The organism is Glycomyces algeriensis, assembly GCF_027622855.1.
Lineage (GTDB): Bacteria > Actinomycetota > Actinomycetes > Mycobacteriales > Micromonosporaceae > Glycomyces > Glycomyces algeriensis.
In genome coordinates this window covers 1-16447 of sequence record NZ_JAPZVR010000003.1, presented here as the reverse complement: position 1 = coordinate 16447, position 16447 = coordinate 1, and the positions used below count along the sequence as shown (strand labels likewise).

The window sequence follows — 16447 nt, the reverse complement described above, 5'->3', positions numbered from 1 at the left end:
TCGGTTGTCAGTGGTCGCTGTGCTCGCGGTCGTCAGAATCGGCCACCGCCGCCCCTGCGGGTGCCCGCGCCGCCGAAGGATCCCGGCGAGGGCCCGCGGCGCCGTGAGGAGCTCGGCGCGCCGAACCCGCCGCCGAACCCGCCGCCGCGGCCGCCTCCGGAGCCGCCCAGGAGCCCGCCGAGGAGGATGCCGCCGAGCATCGCGCCCGCGTTGCCGCCCCCGCCACCGCCCAAGCCGCCGCCCATGCCGCCGCCCGGCCCCGACGGGCTTCGGTAGGCGCTCACGTCCTGCTGGGCGAGCCGCGAGGCGGCCGCGGCGAGCTGGTCGGCCCGCTGCGCCCCCGCCAGGGCCTGCACCGGATCGGAGGGGGCGAGCGCGCGGGCGGCGTCGAGCTGCTGGTTCGCCTCGTTCAGACGGGTGCGTGCCTCGGTGCCGACGCCGCCGCGGTTGGTGTTGATGTAGTCCTCCACCGCGGCGGCCGTGGCCGAGGCGTTCGCGATCGTATGCGCCAGTTGGGCTTTCGCGCTCTCGCGCTGCTCCTGCTCGTCGCGCACGGCCTGCAGCTCCCCGCCGACGGCGGCCTGGGCCTGCTCGAGGCGGCGGGTGCTCTCGAGCGGGTCGAGGGGCCCGGCGGCCTTGGCCGCGTCGATGGCGGCGGTGACGGCCCGCGCGTCGGCGGCGGCGCGACGCAGCCGCTCCCCGCCGGGGGAGCCGTCGGCCTTGCGCTCGGCCTCGCCGATGTCCTGCTGGAGCGAGGCGAGCAGCCCGGGCAGCCCTTGGGCGGCCCCGGCGAGTTCGGCCTGACGTCCGGTCACCGCGTCGAGCAGTTGCTTCGCCTGGGCGAGACCGCCTTCGGCGGCGCGCACGCCACCCGCGGCCCGGCCGCTCTCGTTCTTCGCGAGCGCGTCGCGGGCCTCGGTGAGGCTCCGGTCGGCGAACGCCAGCCGGTCCTCGGCGTCGTCGGCGTTCGCGGCGACGGTGTCGTAGGCCGAGGCGGGGTAGGCCGCCGCGAGTGCCGCCAGCGCCTCCCTCGCGGGGCCGGTGCGCCCGGCGAGCGCTTTCGCATCGGCGGTGAGCTTCTCGATGGCCTCGGGTGCGCGGCGGCCGAGGTCGCGCAGCTCCTCGAACTCGGCGGCGGCCCCGTCGAGCTCCGCGTCGGCCTTGGTGAGCCGGTCGACGATCTCGCTCAGCAGCGCGCGGCGCTGCTCCTCGGTCTCGGGCACGTCGTCGTCGAGGGTCTGGCGCAGCCGGAAGGCCTCGGCGAGTTCGCTCTTGGCGGTGTCGAGGGCGGCGGAGAACCGGGCGGTGCTCTCCTGCCCGAACTCGGCGACGGCGAATCCGAGGTCCTGGTCGCTGGTGCGGACCGCGTCGTCGCCCTCCACGAGGAGCCGGCTCGCCTCGCGGTCGAGGTCCTGCGTCGACATGCGCTGGATCTGCTTGCCGGTCGGCGTGCCGCGCTTGCCGCGGCGCTTGCGCCAGATGAGGAAGGCGACGATCGCGATCACGATGAGGACCAGGAGGAGCACGAGCCAGCCCGCGCCGCTGCCGCCCGCTCCGCCGTCGGCCTGCTCCCGGTAGCCGTCGGCGGCGGCGATCGCCGCGCCGGCCCAGTCGTCCTCGGCGAGTTCGGGTTCGATCGCCGATGCGGCGACCTCGTTCAGCTGCTCGTCCGAGAGCGGGAACCCGGCCTCGACCGACCACGAGTAGCGGCGGTCGCCGGTGGCGATCGCGAGCAGGATGTCGTTGGTGCCCAGGCCGCTCCGCACGGCGGTCTCGTTCGCCCACTCCTGCGGCGCATTGCCCGAGAACGAGTCCACATAGGCCACGTAGAGGCCGATCGCGGCGTCGGCGCGGAGCCGGTCGATCGCCGCGTCCACCTCTGGGCCGCGGTCGCCGACCGCGCCGACCTGGTCGGTGACCGCGCCGGAATCCAGATCGATCGGCGGCACGGCGAAGGCGGCGCTGCCGGAGAGGACGAGCCAGAACGCGGCCAGCGCGGCCGCCGCGTACTTCACTGTCGCCGCCATCCGCGCCCCTGCCTTCCCGGGTCTGAGCTGCGATTACCGCGATCTCAGATTAGGGAACAAAATTCGGGGCTTGCACGATTCGGTGAAAGAGCCCGCCGTGTCCGGATCGGCGGGTAAGGGGCCGCTAGTACAGCTCCGCTTCGTACTTCGGGCCGTACTTGTCCACGAGCTGCTCCAGGGTCGCGTCGACGACCTGGGTCTCCTTGACCAGCTGCGCGTGGCGGGGCAGCGTGTCCGAGGTCCAGGTCTCGGGCTTCCAGATGCCCGACCGCATGGAGGCCTTGCCGCAGTGGAAGTAGATGGTGTCGATCTCGACGACGAGCGCCAGGACCGGCTGGTGGCCCTTGACGACCATGTCCGCGAAGAACGGCGCGTCCGCGACGACCCGGGCGCGCCCGTTGATGCGGAGCGTCTCGCGCCGGCCGGGGATGAGCGAGAGCAGGCCGACGTGCGGGTTCGCGAGCACGTTGTGGTAGCCGTCGACGCGGTGGTTGCCGCGGCGCTCGGGGATCGCGAGCGTCGAGTCGTCGAGGACGTGCACGAGGCTGCCGGCCGGGTCGCCCTTGGGGGAGGCGTCGCAGTTGCCTGCCGCGTCGGCGGTCGCGACCACGCAGTAGGGGGAGGCGGCGAGCCATTCGCGGTCGCGCTGGTGGAGCCTGTCGCGCTCCTTGGTGGCCGCCTGGGGCATCACCTCGCCCACGATCTCGCGGAGCTTGGCGGGGTCGGTCACTTCGGTCCACAGGTGACTGTCGAGCGAGTCCATCTGGTTCCCTTCGGGGGAGGGCCATTACGACCCGATGCTACGCCTGGCTCAGTCCTCAGGGCCAGCGTGATCTCGGCGCTCGTCGGCGTCGGCGATGCCGTCGCGCACCCCCAGCCGCACGGCCCAGTACACGGCGCCGGCGGCGATCAGGAGGAAGGGGAAGAAGAGGAGGAGTTCCATACCGCGCATCCTATTCGTCCGACTGTGATCTTCAACCGACCCAGTGCCCATCCAGTGAAACCGAGTTCCCACACAGCGGCACTCCCAAGTACCCTTGACCGCGTGTCTGCGAACAGTCTTTTCCTTGATGTCCTGAGCCGCCGCGTCGTGATCGCCGACGGCGGCATGGGCACCATGCTGCAGACCTTCGACCCCACGATGGAGGATTACGACGGCCACGAGGGCCTCTCCGACATCCTGTGCCTGACCCGGCCCGACATCGTCCTCGGCATTCACGACGCCTACCTGGCCGCCGGCGCCGACTGCGTCGAGACCAACAGCTTCAACGCCAACTACGGCGGCCTCGTCGAGTACGACATCGTCGACCGCGCCCGCGAGATCGCCCACGCCGCCGCGAGCCTGGCCCGCCAGAAGGCCGACGAGTACGCGACCCCCGAGTGGCCGCGCTTCGTCCTCGGCTCCATGGGCGGCGGCACCCGCCTGCCCACCCTCGGCCACGCCCCGTTCGCGGTCCTGCGCGACCACTACGAGGAGTGCGTCCTCGGCCTCATCGAAGGCGGCGCCGACGCCATCCTCGTCGAGACCGCCCAGGACCTCCTCCAGGCCAAGGCCGCCGTCATCGGCGCCAAGCGCGCCAACGCCGCCCTCGGCACCGAGGTCCCGATCATCGCCCAGGTCACCGTCGAGACCACCGGCACCATGCTCGTCGGCGGCGAGATCGGCGCGGCCCTGACCAGCCTCGCCGCCCTCGGCATCGACCTCATCGGCCTCAACTGCGCCACCGGCCCGGAGGAGATGAGCGAGCACATCCGCTACCTCTCCCGCCACTCGCCGGTCCCGATCTCGGTCATGCCCAACGCCGGCCTCCCCACCCTCGGCCCGAACGGCGCGGTCTACCCGCTCACCCCCGAGGAGCTCGCCGACGCCCACGAGGAGTTCGTCAAGAACTTCGGCGTCAACCTCGTCGGCGGCTGCTGCGGCACCACCCCCGACCACATCAGGGCCGTCCGCGCGCGCCTCGGCGGCGCCCCCGAGAACCTGATCAAGCCGAAGGAGCGCACCCCGGTCATCGAAGCGGGCGTCTCCTCCTCCTACCACCACGTCCCGTACCTGCAGGACGCCTCGATCCTCAACATCGGCGAGCGCACGAACGCCAACGGCTCCAAGGCCTTCCGCGACGCCATGCTCGCCGCCGACTACGACCGCTGCGTCGAGATCGCCCGCGAGCAGGCCGGCGGCGGCTCCCACGTCCTCGACCTCTGCGTCGACTACGTCGGCCGCGACGGCGCCGTGGACATGAACGTCCTCGCCGCCCGCTTCGCCACCGCCTCCACGCTCCCGATCATGCTCGACTCCACCGAGCCGAACGTGGTCGAAGCCGGCCTCGACGCCCTCGGCGGCAAATGCATCGTCAACTCCGTGAACTTCGAGGACGGCGACGGCCCCACCTCCCGCTACCAGCGGATGATGCCGCTCGTCGCCGAGCACGGCGCCGGCGTCGTCGCGCTGTGCATCGACGAGGAGGGCCAGGCCCGCGACCGCGACTGGAAGGTCCGCGTCGCCGCCCGCCTCATCGACGACCTCACCGGCACGTGGGGCATGAAGATCGAGGACATCTTCGTCGACGCCCTCACCTTCCCCATCTCCACCGGCCAGGAGGAGACCCGCAAGGACGGCATCGAGACGATCGCGGCCATCCGCGAGATCGCCCGCCTCTACCCGGGCGTCAACTTCACGCTCGGCGTCTCCAACATCTCGTTCGGCCTCAACCCGGCCGCCCGCCAGGTCCTCAACTCCGTGTTCCTCCACGAATGCGTCGAAGCGGGCATGACCAGCGCGATCGTCCACTCCTCCAAGATCCTGCCGATGGCCTCGATCCCCGAGGAGCAGAAGCAGGTCGCCCTCGACATGGTCTACGACCGCCGCGCCGAGGACTACGACCCGCTGCAGAAGCTCATCGAGATCTTCGACGGCGTCAGCCTCGCCGGCACCAAGGAGGCCCGCGCCGAGGCCCTCGCCGCCCTCCCGCTGGACGAGCGCCTCGCCCAGCGCATCATCGACGGCGACAAGAACGGCCTCGACACCGACCTCGACGAGGCCCTCGCCAACGGCAAGCGGCCCCTCGACATCATCAACGACCACCTCCTCGAGGGCATGAAGGTCGTCGGCGACCGCTTCGGCTCCGGCCAGATGCAGCTGCCGTTCGTCCTCCAGTCCGCCGAGGCCATGAAGTTCGCCGTCGCCCACCTCGAACCCCACATGGACAAGGCCGACGCCGCCGACAAGGGCACCATCGTGCTCGCCACCGTCCGCGGCGACGTGCACGACATCGGCAAGAACCTCGTCGACATCATCCTGTCCAACAACGGCTACACCGTCGTCAACCTCGGCATCAAGCAGCCCATCAACGCCATCCTCGACGCCGCCGAGGAGCACTCGGCGGACGTCATCGGCATGAGCGGCCTGCTCGTCAAATCGACGGTCATCATGAAGGACAACCTCGCCGAGATGATGGCCCGCTCGATGCACACGCGCTGGCCGGTCCTCCTCGGCGGCGCCGCGCTCACCCGCGCGTACGTCGAGGACGACCTCCGCGAGATGTTCGAAGGCGGCCAGGTCCACTACGCGCGCGACGCGTTCGAGGGCCTCGACCTCATGAACAAGGTCATGACCGCCCGCCGCACCGGCGTGCCCATCGTCGACGCCGAGAAGGAGGCGAAGATCGCCCTGCGGCGCGAACGCCGCGCCAAGCAGGCCACGATGGTCGCCGACACCCTCCCGGACCTGGACGACACGTCGGTGCGCTCCAACGTCGCCACCGACGTCGAGATCCCGGTCCCGCCGTTCTACGGCTCGCGCGTCGTCAAGGGCATCCAGACCTCCGAGTACGCCGCGCTGCTCGACGAGCGCGCCACCTTCCTCGGCCAGTGGGGCCTCAAGCCCGCCCGCGGCGACGGCCCCTCCTACGAGGAGCTGGTCGAGACCGAGGGCCGCCCGCGCCTGCGCTACTGGCTCGACCGGCTCGCCACGGACAACGTCCTCGAAGCGAAGGTCGTGTACGCCTACTTCCCGGCGTACTCCGAGGGCAACACCCTCGTCGTCCTCGACGAGAACGGCCACTCCGAGCGCACCCGCTTCACCTTCCCCCGCCAGCGGCAGGGCCGGCGGCTGTGCCTGGCGGACTTCTTCCGCGCCAAGGACGGCGACCGGCTCGACGTCCTCGGCATGCAGCTGGTCACCTTGGGCTCCAAGGTCTCCGAGTACACCAACGAGCTGTTCCAGGCCAACGCGTACCGCGACTACCTCGAGGTGCACGGCCTCACCGTGCAGCTCACCGAGTCGCTCGCCGAGTACTGGCACCGGCGCATGCGCCGCGAATGGGTCCTCCCCTCGGGCGGCACCGTCGCCGACGCCGACCCCGGCGACCTCAAGGGCTACTTCGACGTCGACTTCCGCGGCTGCCGCTACTCGTTCGGCTACCCGGCCTGCCCCGAGCTCGCCGACCGAGCGACCCTCGTCGACCTCCTCGGCGCCGAGCGCATCGGCGTCGAACTGTCCGAAGGGGACCAGCTCCACCCGGAGCAGTCCACCGACGCGATCGTCCTGCACCACCCCGAGGCGAGCTACTTCAACGCCAAATGACCCCGGTAGGTGCCCGGTCCCGTTAGGGCGCCGGGCACCGTACCCGCGGCCGCGTTCACCCCCGCTCCACCCGCCCGGCACCATAGAGCCATGTCGCACGAACTCGTCGCCTACCTCGGAGTCATGGACGCAGGCAAGTCCACCCTCGCGCTCCAATACCACCACTCCCTCGGCGGCAAGGGCGTCGTCTACACCTCCATGGACCGCGGCGGCGAAGGCGTCGTCTCCAGCCGCATCGGCCTCAGCCACGAAGCCCGCGAGGTCAAGCCCGGCTTCGACATCTACGACGACCTCGCCGCCACCCGGCCCCCGTACGTCATCGTCGACGAGGTCCAGTTCCTCGAAGCGCCCAAGCAGATCAACCACCTCGCCGACGCCGTCGACGGCCTCGAACTCGACGTCTACGCCTTCGGCCTCAAGACCGACTTCCTCGGCCGCCTCTTCCCGGCCACCCAGCGGCTCATCGAGCTCGCCGACCGCGTCGAAGAGCTCCCCGTCCGCGTCAACTGCTGGTGCGGCGAGCGCGGCACCCACAACGCCCGCCTCCGCGACGGCGTCATGGTCTTCTCCGGCGACCTCGTCGAAGTCGGCGACATGGACTCCTACACCGTCCTGTGCCGCCGCCACCACCGCGCCGGCCTCGCCTGACGCAGGCGCGGCCCGCCGGCACCGCCTCCATCCCGGCCGGACAGCATGGGCCGGCCCGGGACCCGGCGGCACCGTGCAGGCCCCCCGTGGCCCCGCCGCGCAGTGTGAGCCCCCTCGCGGGCCCGCCTCGACGCGCACCGGCCCACCAGCCCCGCCCGTACTGTTGACACCGTGACCGACCAAGCGAAAGCGTTCCCGCAAGCCGTGCTCTTCGACATGGACGGCACACTCGTCGACAGCGAGATCATCTGGGACACCGGCGTCGAAGAACTCGCCGCCCTCCTCGGCGGCGCCCTCGACCCCGAGGTCCGCGCCCGCATGGTCGGCACCAACGAGGACGCCTCGGTCGTCATGCTCCTCGACAGCCTCGGCATCCCCCTCACCGAAGCCCCCCACCGCCAGACCTGGCTGCGCACCCGCATGAAAGAGCTCTTCGCCGCAGGCGTCGAGTGGAAGCCCGGCGCCCGCGAACTCCTCCTCGAATGCCGCGCCGCCGGCATCCCGACCGCCCTGGTCACCTCCACCCCGCGCGAACTCGCGGACATCATCATCGGCCACGTCGGCGCCGAGAACTTCGACCTCACCGTCTGCGGCGACGAGGTCGAGAAGCCCAAGCCCGACCCCCGGCCCTACCTCAGCGCCGCCGCGACACTCGGCGTCGACATCGAACGCTGCGTCGTCGTGGAGGACTCCGTCTCCGGCGTCGGCTCCGCGCTGGCCGCCGGCGCGGTCACCCTGGCCGTCCCGGGCGACGTCGAGCTCCCGGTCGACCTCGACGTCAAGCGCCTCGACTCACTCCGCGGCATCGACCTGGCGTACCTGCGCAGCCTCGGCTAACCGATAACGCGTTGACGGGCGCGGCGGTCCGCACCAGTCTGTCCCGATGGAGCCAAGCCACCTGATCGTCAAAGCCCTGGCCGACCCCGAACGCCTGCGCGTGTTCGCCGACATCGTCCTCACCGACTCCGGCACGACCGTCACCGACCTGAGAGCGCGCCATCCGCGCGCCGAGAAGGCCCTCGTCCGCCTCTTCGAGGCCGGACTCGTCACCCGCGAGGACGGCAAGGTCCGCGCCGCACCCGACGCCTTCAAGGACGCCGCCGCGGCCGCCCGCGCCGCGGCCCCCGCCGCCCCGCCCGGCGTCAGTCCCGAAGTGGCCCAGTTGTACTCGAACGGCCGGGTCAGCGTCATGCCGGTGAACCGCCGCACCCGGGTCGCGCTCCTGCGCGATATCGCGGGCCGCCGCTTCGCGTTCGACCGCGTCTACACCGAAGCCGAGGTCACCGAGACGCTCGCCGCCGAGTACCATGACCCGCTCCAGCTGCGCCGCGACATGGTCGACGAGCTGCTGCTCGAACGCACCCTGGGCGGCAGGGAGTACCGCCGCCGCGAGGCCCCGCCGATCTGACCCGGCCCCGAAACGACGACGTCCCGCCCTCCGGACCGGAAGGCGGGACGACTGCGTTCAGGGCTACAACCGCTCGGCCAGCTCCTCGCGGTTCAGGTCGCCCCAGACCTCCAGCGGCGCCAGCGCCCGGTTCAGCGACTCGCCGAGCGCCGTCAGCGAGTACTCCACGCGCGGCGGCACCTCCGCGTACAGCTCCCGGTGCACGATCCCGCTCGCCTCCAGCTGCCGCAGGTTCTCGGCCAGCACCTTCTCGCTCACGCCGTCGAGCTTGCGGCGGATCTGCCCGAACCGCACGGGCCCTTCGGCCAGCACCCACATCAGGTGCATCTTCCACTTGCCGCCGACCACGTCGATCGCGAGCGACATCCCGCAGATTTGATCTGCGTCACTCTGCGTCTCCATCGGACCCCTCCCGGCCATATTTCGAACCTCGAAGTAAGTAGCCCCACCCGAAAGTGCGGTCTTGCAGAGCCTATCCGGCCCGGCGAACATAGATCCCGTCAGCAACACCCAGGGAACATCACTTCGCAAGGGGCACAACATGACTGCGTACAACAAGAAGTCCGTCACCGTCATCGGGCTGGGCCCCATGGGCCAGGCCACCGTCAAGGTCCTCCTCGACGCCGGCTACGACGTCACCGCCTGGAACCGCACCCGCCCCAAACTCGACGCGATCGCCGAGCTCGGCGCGAAACCCGCCGACACCGTCGCCGAGGCCATCGCCGCGAACGACGTCGTCCTGCTCTCCCTCATCCACTACGACGCCATGTACGGCGTCCTCGAGCAGGGCCCCGCCGACCTCGCCGGCAAGACCATCGTCAACCTCTCCTCCGACTCCCCGGAGAAGACCCGCAAGGGCGCCGCATGGGTCACCGAGCGCGGCGCCGCGTTCGTCACCGGCGCCTACATGACCCAGAGCGACGACCTCAAGCACGCCTCGTCCCGCCTCTACGTCAGCGGCCCCGAGACCGACTACGAGGCCCACCGCGAGCTCCTCGAGACCCTCGTCCCCGGCGTCGAGTACCTCGGCGACGACTACGGCCTCGCCCAGCTCTACTACCAGGCCGGCCTCGCCCAGTTCCACGCGTTCCTCACCTCCCTGGAGCAGGCCGTCGCGATCATCGACGCCGGCGGCGGCGACGTCGACAAGTTCATCGAGTTCGCCAGCAACGGCACCGAGAGCAACCGCGACTTCACCCTCTTCTTCGGTGCCGCCGCCAAGCAGGGCGGCTGGGGCGACATCGCGAACCTCAAGATGATGCACGCCGGCGCCCAGCACGTCATCGACGCCGCCGAGGAAGTCGGCGTCGACGCCTCCCTCACCCGCGCCGTCCAGGACCACTACCAGCGCGCCCTGGACGCCAGCGAAAAGGCCGGGCACCCCGTCCCCGTCTACCAGATCCTCCGCAACGCCGCCTGAACACGGCACGAGCCGGGGTCGGTCCACCAGCCCGACCCCGGCTCTACCGAAAGGAGTAGCCACATGGGCTCGCGCACAACCATCCTCGGCCTCGGCGCCATGGGCTCGGCCATCACCGCCCGCCTCCGCGACACCGGACACGACACCACCGTCTGGAACCGCACCGCCGCCAAGACCGCGCCGCACGCCGCAGCCGGCTCCAAGACCGCCGCCACGATCAGCGAGGCGATCCACGACGCCGACACCGTCCTCGTCGTCCTCCTCGACCACGCCAGCGTCCAAGAGCAGCTCACCCCGCACGCCGCCGAACTCACCGGCAAGACCGTCGTCAACCTGGTCACCACCACACCGAACCAGGCCCGCGAAACCGCCGCATGGGCCGCCGACAACGGCATCGCCTACGTCGACGGCGCCGTCATGGCCGTCCCGTCCATGATCGGCGAGCACCACGCCCGCCTCCTCTACTCAGGAGACGAGCACGCCTACGACACCGTCCGCCCGATCCTCGAAACCCTCGGCACCGCCGAGTACGCGGGGGAGGACCCCGGCCTCGCCTCACTCAAGGACATGGCCCTGCTCGCCGCCATGGACCTCATGCTCCTCGGCTACGTCCAGGCCATCGCCATGATGCGCACCACCGGAACCCCGGCCGCCGACACCGCCGCCGAAGTCGAGGCCTGGCTCGCCGCCATGCTGCCCCAAGGCAGGGAACTCGCCGCGATCGTCGACGGCGGCACCTACGACACCGGCGGCCAGAGCGTCGACTTCGACCGCTTCGGCATCCAGTCCCTCATCACCGCCAGCCGCGAACAGGGCGTCAGCGCCCAGCTCCTCGAACCCCACCGCAAACTCCTCGAAGAGCTCGCCGCCACCGGCCGCGGCGACAGCGACTGGATCCGCATCATCGAACGCCTCACCATTCAATGACCGCCACCGCAACACCCACGCACACAAAGGAAACCACCATGCCAAAGGGCACCATCAGCATCCTCGGCCTCGGCGCCATGGGCTCGGCCATCGCCGCCCGCCTCCGCGACACCGGCTACACCACCACCGTCTGGAACCGCACCACCGCCAAGACCGCACCGCACGCCGCAGCCGGCTCCACCGCCGCCGCCACCATCACCGAAGCCGTCCAGGCAAGCGACATCATCGTCGCCGTCCTCCTCGACCACGCCAGCATTCACGCGAACCTCGAACCCGCCGCCGCGGACCTCAAAGGCAAAGTCCTCGTCAACCTCACCACCACCACGCCCAACGAAGCCAAGACCACCGCGACCTGGGCCGCCGAACACGGCATCACCTACCTCGACGGCGCCATCATGGCCATCCCCGAAATGATCGGCGGACCAGCGGCGAGACTGCTCTACTCCGGTGACGAGAACGCCTACGCGATCGCCAGACCCGCCCTCGAGACCCTCGGCACCGCCGAGTACGAAGGCACGGACCCCGGCCGCGCCTCGCTCAAGGACATGGCGCTGCTGACCGCCATGTACTCGATGTTCAACGGCTACTTCCAGGCCGCCGCCATGATGCGCACCGTCGGCGTCTCCGCCGAGGCCACCGCCCAAGAGGTCATCGCCTACAACGGCGCGCTCCTCCCGCACATCGCCCACTACGCCGCCCTCATCGAACACCGCGACTACAGCGCCGGCCAAAGCGTCGACTTCACCCGAACCGCCGTCGGCTCGCTCATCACCGCCGCCCGCGAACAGGGCGTCAGCGCCGACGCCCTCGAGCCGCTCGCCAGGCGCCTCGACGAACTCACCGCCACCGGCCGCAGCACCGCCGACTGGATCAGCGTCATCGAGCAGCTCACCATCAAATAAGCACCGCCAGGGGCGGACCGGCTACCGGTCCGCCCCTAGGGGGTACTGGGCGATCCCGGGATCACCCAGCACCCCCGAGCAGCGCCAACTTGTCGTAATCGTCAGTACCCGGCGACGCCGTCAACGTCACCAGCATCTGCCCCGAACCGTCCGCCACCCGGAACTGGTCCTTGTACAGCTCGAGCAGCCCCACCATCGGATGGTCGAACCGCACCGACCCGATATTGCAGTCCTTCACCTCGGCCCGCGCCCACAACTCCGCGAAGAACCGGTGCCGCACCGACAACTCGCCGATCAGCCCCGTCATCGCCGTGTCATCCGGGAACAGCGCCGCCATCTTCCGCAACTGCGCCACCGTCTCCCACGAGCACACCGACTCCCAATCAGGGAAGAACTCCCGCGAATCATCGTCGAACAGCAGCCGCACGAAGTTCGGATTCGCCTCCAGATCCCACCCGAACCCGCCGTACAGCAAGCGCGCCAAGCGATTCGACGCCAACACGTCCTGCCGGTGGTTCATGATCAGCGCCGGGAACCCGTCGATCGCCGCGAGCATCGTCTGCAGCGACGGCCGCACCCCCGCGCTGGCCTGCATGGGGCTCAACCGGGAGTTCCCGGCCAGCCGGTGCAGGTGCGCCCGCGTCGTCTCGTCCAGGCGCAGCGCCCGCGCCACGGCGTCCAGCACCTGGTCCGACGGGTGCTTCGCCCGGCCCTGCTCCAGGCGCGTGTAGTAGTCCACGCTCACCCCGGCCAGCAGCGCCAGCTCCTCCCGCCGCAGGCCGGGCACGCGCCGCCGCGCGTCCTCCCGCAGCCCCACGTCGCCGGGGTTCACGCGTGCACGCCGCGCTTGCAGGAACTTCCCCAGGTCGACCACGTCCTCGAGCTTGTGGATCTCGGTCTTCCGGGTCTCTGTCGCATCAGGCGTCATCACGCAAACCTCCGCGGCAAGTATCGCCGGGAACTCCGACGAGTGCCTAGGTCTGTCAGTCCTAGGGTCGAACGACCCCAGGTCGAACAGACGTCTGGCAGCCCCTGCGAAACCGCAGCAGCATGGTCCGCATGAGAACCCACCTGGTTTACGCCCACCCGCACAACGGCTCGTTCAACGCCTCGCTCCGCGACGAGGCCGTCCAGACCCTCGAAGGCCTCGGCCACACCGTCACCGTCTCCGACCTGTACGCCATGAACTGGAAGGCCGTCGCCGACTACGACGACTTCGGCCCCACCGAGAACGAGCACTTCATGGCCGCCGCCGGCGAAGCCTGGGCGAAGGGCACGATTGCTCCGGACATCAAGGCCGAGCAGGCGAAGCTCCTGGAAGCCGACCTCGTCCTCTTCCAGTTCCCCCTCTGGTGGTACACCGTTCCGGCGATCATGAAGGGCTGGTTCGACCGGGTGTTCACCAACGGCTTCGGCTACAGCCCCTCCCGCGACTGGCCGCGCTTCGGCGACGGCGTCCTGAAGGGCAAGCGCGCCATGGTCGTCGTGACCACCGGCGCCGCCGAGTCGCACCTCTCGGACCGGGGCGTGAACGGCGACATCAACGACCTGCTCTTCCCGATCCAGCACGGCATCCTCTTCTACACGGGAATGGAGGTCCTCCCGCCCGTGGTCGTCACCGGCGCCGGCTGGCAGGCCGAGTACGCCGACGTGACCAAGCACCTGCGCGAGCGCCTCGAAGCCGTCGCCGAGACCGAGCCGATCGCCTACCGCAAGCAGTCCGAGGACTACGACGAGCACAAGCGCCTCATCCCCGGCCGCGAAGCCGAGGGCACCACCGGCTTCGCTCTGCACATCGCGGGCTAGCCGCACCCGAAAGGGCCGGAGCGGCGACGCCGCTCCGGCCCTGACTTTCGCTTCCTACCGCACTACTCGAACGGGAACTTGTCGGCGAACGCCGGCTTCAGGTCGTCCACCCACACCGCGTTCTCATCGAACTTCGCATAGAACGGACGGCCCACGAGGTCGGGATCCCTGGCCTGGAGCATCCGCAGCGCGAACACCTTCTCCCCGCCGATCTCCACGACCCCGTCCACCGCGACCTTGCCCGGCGTGGCCGACATCGACGGACCCCGCACGGTCCGGCACAACCCCGACACCTGGCTGAACGCGTCGCGGAAGATCTCCCACGCCCGCACCAGCGGCACCGAGAAGTAGTCCTGCGGCCCGGTGTCGCGCTCGACGAACATGTAGTACGGGATCATCCCCAGCTTGTGCTGGGTCCTCCACATCCCCGCCCACTGCTCCGCGTCGTCGTTGATCGTCCTGATCAGCGGCGCCTGCGTCCGGATCACCGCACCGGTGGCGCGGATGCGGCGCACCGCCTCCCGCACGATCTCGGAGTCCAGCTCCTTCTGGTGCGAGAAGTGCGCCATGAACGCCAGGTTCTTGCCCGAAGCCACCACCCGCTCGAACAGCCGCAGCGTGTCGTCCGCGTCGGGGTCCGACACGAACCGCTGCGGCCAGTAGGCCAGCGCCTTCGAACCGATCCGCACCGACTCCACGTGCTCCATCTCGAGCAGCGGTTCGATGTACCGCCGCAGCACCGGCTCGCCCATGATCATCGGGTCCCCGCCCGTGAGCAGCACACTGCTCACCTCGGGGTGGTCCCGCACGTAGCCCGTCAACTGCTCGACGTCGTTGTTCGCCATCTTCAGGTCGGCGATGCCCACGAACTGCGCCCAGCGGAAGCAGTAGGTGCAGTACGCGTGGCAGGTCTGGCCCTGCTGCGGGAAGAACAGCACCGTCTCGCGGTACTTGTGCTGCAGACCCGGGATCGGCTCCTCGCCGGCCTTCGGGATGTTCAGCGCGAGCTGCCCGGCCGGATGCGGATTGAGCTTGAACCGGATCTGGTTGGCCGCGGCGGTCACCTCCTGCTTGGAGGCGTCGTTCTGGAGCAGGCCCGCAATGTGGTCGACGTCCTCGACGGGAAGCATGTCCTCCTGCGGGAAGACCAGCCTGAACATCGGGTCCCCGAACGGGTCGTCCCAGTCGATGAGCTCGTCGACGACATAGGCGTTCGTCCGGAACGGCAATACGGACGCCACGGCCCGGGTCCGGAGCCGCTGCTCCTCGGTCAGCGGCGCTCTCTGGAGCAACTCGTCCAGGTGGCGGATGGTGTAGGCGTGGAACCGCCTACCGGTGTTTTCAGGAGCAGTCACGAGAACCCCCTCCTCTGCGATGTCGGTTTGCAACTGGGCAGGCGGGCCTGGTTACAAACAAGTGCGCGAAACCAACGACCACCGTGCCGCTCCGCAGGCGAAGCCCGCGTTCGGCTCCGTGGCGTTTCGACCACGGATGGTGCACCCGATGCTTTCGCGCACACTGTGCGTGGATATGAAATTTTCAGTCGTTTGTGACGACCCTAACCCAGCGTCGCCTCAATGGAAATCGGGACCGCCTTCAGTGCCTGGCTCACCGGGCAGTTCTCCTTGGCGCCCTGCGCGATCTTCTGGAACTCGTCGTTGTCGATCCCGGGGATCGAGGCGCGGACGGTCAGGACGATGTCCGTGATCCCCGTGCCCGGCTTAAAGGTGACGGCGGCTTCGGTGTTGATCTCGTCGGCGGTGTACCCGGCCTTCGACAGGGCGCCTGAGAACGCCATGGAGAAGCAGGAGGTGTGCGCCGCCGCGATGAGCTCCTCCGGGCTGGTCTTGCCCTCGGGGTTGTTCGCGCGCGCCGCCCAGGTCACCGGCGTGTCCGGCAGGCCCGACGACAGGAAGCTGGTGACGCCGTTGCCTTCCTGGAGGTCGCCGGTCCAACGAGTGCTTGCATTGCGAGTGGCTGACATGCCTTCTCCTATACGAGTCGGAGTTCCTTCGCTCGCAGGCTAACAGCAGAAGCGGTGCCGAGGAGACGGTCCGCGTCGGCGGCCGGGCGCACCACGCCGCCGCCGACTTTCCGGAAGATCTTGATGTCTCCGCTGGTCAAGCGTATCGTTGAACGCGAGGTGACCCCCCTGGTTTCGGCCCCTTCGAGGGTGTGTATATTTGTCTTTGCCCGCGGGGGAACGGAACAGCCGAGGAAAACGAGGCCGGTCCGGAGATCACGGAGGCACGCGACAAGCTCTGAAGAGCGCTGGCGCGGTCCGAGATCGAGACGCGGGGATCACCTGAGACTCCATAGAGGCTCAATCGCATGTGACGAGGGTCAATGACCCCCAGTTAGACAGTGCGGATTGAGACTAGTAATGTTGTTCGGGTTGCTCCGGCTGAGGCCGAATCCTTATGAGGATCGTTCTGGGTTGGCGTGTTGTTTGAGAACTCAACAGGGTGTTTGGATGGTCAGCGTGCGGGCTGATTGAGTGTGCTGGACAAGGTTTCAGCGCTGCTTGATCGGTACTGTTTTTGACTGTCTTTTCCTTGGGACACTTGCTTGGTGTCCCGTTGAAAATCGGTCAGGACATGCTTCGACACCTACCAAGTCGCCATTCTCGCGAGAGGGTGGTGCGCAACAGGTTTTTGTTGGAGAGTTTGATCCTGGCTCAGGACGAACGCTGGCGGCGTGCTTCACACATGCAAGTCGAACGGA

15 protein-coding genes and 1 rRNA gene are annotated in these 16447 nt (G+C 69.4%); 9 read left to right on the top strand and 7 right to left on the bottom strand.

Annotation, left to right across the window (positions count from 1 at the left end; genetic code table 11):
- Positions 1–32 precede the first annotated feature (32 nt).
- From O2L52_RS06320 to O2L52_RS06310, 3 genes are all read right to left on the bottom strand, one after another.
- Positions 33–2027, bottom strand: a complete 1995-nt coding sequence (locus O2L52_RS06320) for a TPM domain-containing protein (protein WP_270114495.1) — start codon at positions 2025–2027, stop codon at positions 33–35.
- Positions 2028–2151: 124 nt separating this feature from the next.
- Positions 2152–2790 (bottom strand): pyridoxamine 5'-phosphate oxidase family protein, encoded by a 639-nt coding sequence (locus O2L52_RS06315; RefSeq protein ID WP_270114494.1) that lies wholly within the window; start codon positions 2788–2790, stop codon positions 2152–2154.
- Positions 2791–2838: 48 nt separating this feature from the next.
- Positions 2839–2970, bottom strand: coding sequence for a hypothetical protein (locus tag O2L52_RS06310; RefSeq protein ID WP_270114493.1), 132 nt, complete (start codon positions 2968–2970; stop codon positions 2839–2841).
- Between the two features lie 102 nt (positions 2971–3072).
- On the opposite strand from O2L52_RS06310, the gene metH reads away from it, so the two are divergent.
- The 4 genes from metH (at position 3073) to O2L52_RS06290 (ending at position 8668) form a co-directional block, all read left to right on the top strand.
- Positions 3073–6612, top strand: coding sequence for a methionine synthase (gene metH / locus O2L52_RS06305; RefSeq protein WP_270114492.1), 3540 nt, complete (start codon positions 3073–3075; stop codon positions 6610–6612).
- Between the two features lie 90 nt (positions 6613–6702).
- Positions 6703–7260 carry a thymidine kinase gene (locus O2L52_RS06300; RefSeq protein ID WP_270114491.1) on the top strand — a complete coding sequence of 186 codons (558 nt, stop codon included), beginning with the start codon at positions 6703–6705 and terminating at the stop codon, positions 7258–7260.
- 204 nt (positions 7261–7464) lie between these two features.
- Positions 7465–8097, top strand: coding sequence for an HAD family hydrolase (locus O2L52_RS06295; RefSeq protein WP_373897065.1), 633 nt, complete (start codon positions 7465–7467; stop codon positions 8095–8097).
- 46 nt (positions 8098–8143) lie between these two features.
- Positions 8144–8668: a DUF2087 domain-containing protein gene (locus O2L52_RS06290; RefSeq protein ID WP_270114489.1), complete on the top strand. Its 525-nt coding sequence runs from the start codon at positions 8144–8146 to the stop codon at positions 8666–8668.
- A 63-nt stretch (positions 8669–8731) separates the two neighbouring features.
- Here the strand turns inward: O2L52_RS06290 and O2L52_RS06285 are convergent, their stop codons facing one another.
- Positions 8732–9070, bottom strand: a complete 339-nt coding sequence (locus O2L52_RS06285; RefSeq protein ID WP_344472650.1) for a winged helix-turn-helix transcriptional regulator — start codon at positions 9068–9070, stop codon at positions 8732–8734.
- An 88-nt stretch (positions 9071–9158) separates the two neighbouring features.
- Here O2L52_RS06285 and O2L52_RS06280 point away from each other — a divergent pair, with 88 nt between their 5' ends.
- From O2L52_RS06280 to O2L52_RS06270, 3 genes are all read left to right on the top strand, one after another.
- A complete protein-coding gene (locus O2L52_RS06280) occupies positions 9159–10088 on the top strand; it encodes an NAD(P)-dependent oxidoreductase (protein WP_344473092.1) in 930 nt (309 codons plus the stop codon).
- A 63-nt stretch (positions 10089–10151) separates the two neighbouring features.
- A complete protein-coding gene (locus O2L52_RS06275) occupies positions 10152–11015 on the top strand; it encodes an NAD(P)-dependent oxidoreductase (RefSeq protein ID WP_270114486.1) in 864 nt (287 codons plus the stop codon).
- The gene (locus O2L52_RS06270; RefSeq protein ID WP_270114485.1) at positions 11012–11917 is read left to right on the top strand and encodes an NAD(P)-dependent oxidoreductase; all 906 of its coding nucleotides are present in this window, start codon (positions 11012–11014) and stop codon (positions 11915–11917) included. Before O2L52_RS06275 ends, O2L52_RS06270 begins: the two co-directional genes overlap by 4 nt.
- A gap of 61 nt (positions 11918–11978) precedes the next feature.
- On the opposite strand, the gene O2L52_RS06265 is transcribed toward O2L52_RS06270, so the two are convergent.
- The gene (locus O2L52_RS06265; RefSeq protein WP_270114484.1) at positions 11979–12845 is read right to left on the bottom strand and encodes a helix-turn-helix transcriptional regulator; all 867 of its coding nucleotides are present in this window, start codon (positions 12843–12845) and stop codon (positions 11979–11981) included.
- 131 nt (positions 12846–12976) lie between these two features.
- On the opposite strand from O2L52_RS06265, the gene O2L52_RS06260 reads away from it, so the two are divergent.
- The gene (locus tag O2L52_RS06260; protein ID WP_270114483.1) at positions 12977–13723 is read left to right on the top strand and encodes an NAD(P)H-dependent oxidoreductase; all 747 of its coding nucleotides are present in this window, start codon (positions 12977–12979) and stop codon (positions 13721–13723) included.
- A gap of 62 nt (positions 13724–13785) precedes the next feature.
- Here O2L52_RS06260 and O2L52_RS06255 read toward each other — a convergent pair whose 3' ends face one another.
- Complete coding sequence (locus O2L52_RS06255; protein WP_270114482.1) at positions 13786–15078, bottom strand: KamA family radical SAM protein; 1293 nt, start codon at positions 15076–15078, stop codon at positions 13786–13788.
- A gap of 203 nt (positions 15079–15281) precedes the next feature.
- Positions 15282–15707: an OsmC family protein gene (locus O2L52_RS06250; RefSeq protein WP_270114481.1), complete on the bottom strand. Its 426-nt coding sequence runs from the start codon at positions 15705–15707 to the stop codon at positions 15282–15284.
- A 670-nt stretch (positions 15708–16377) separates the two neighbouring features.
- Between O2L52_RS06250 and O2L52_RS06245 the strand changes: the two genes are divergently transcribed.
- Positions 16378–16447, top strand: a 16S ribosomal RNA gene (locus O2L52_RS06245); the annotation flags it as partial.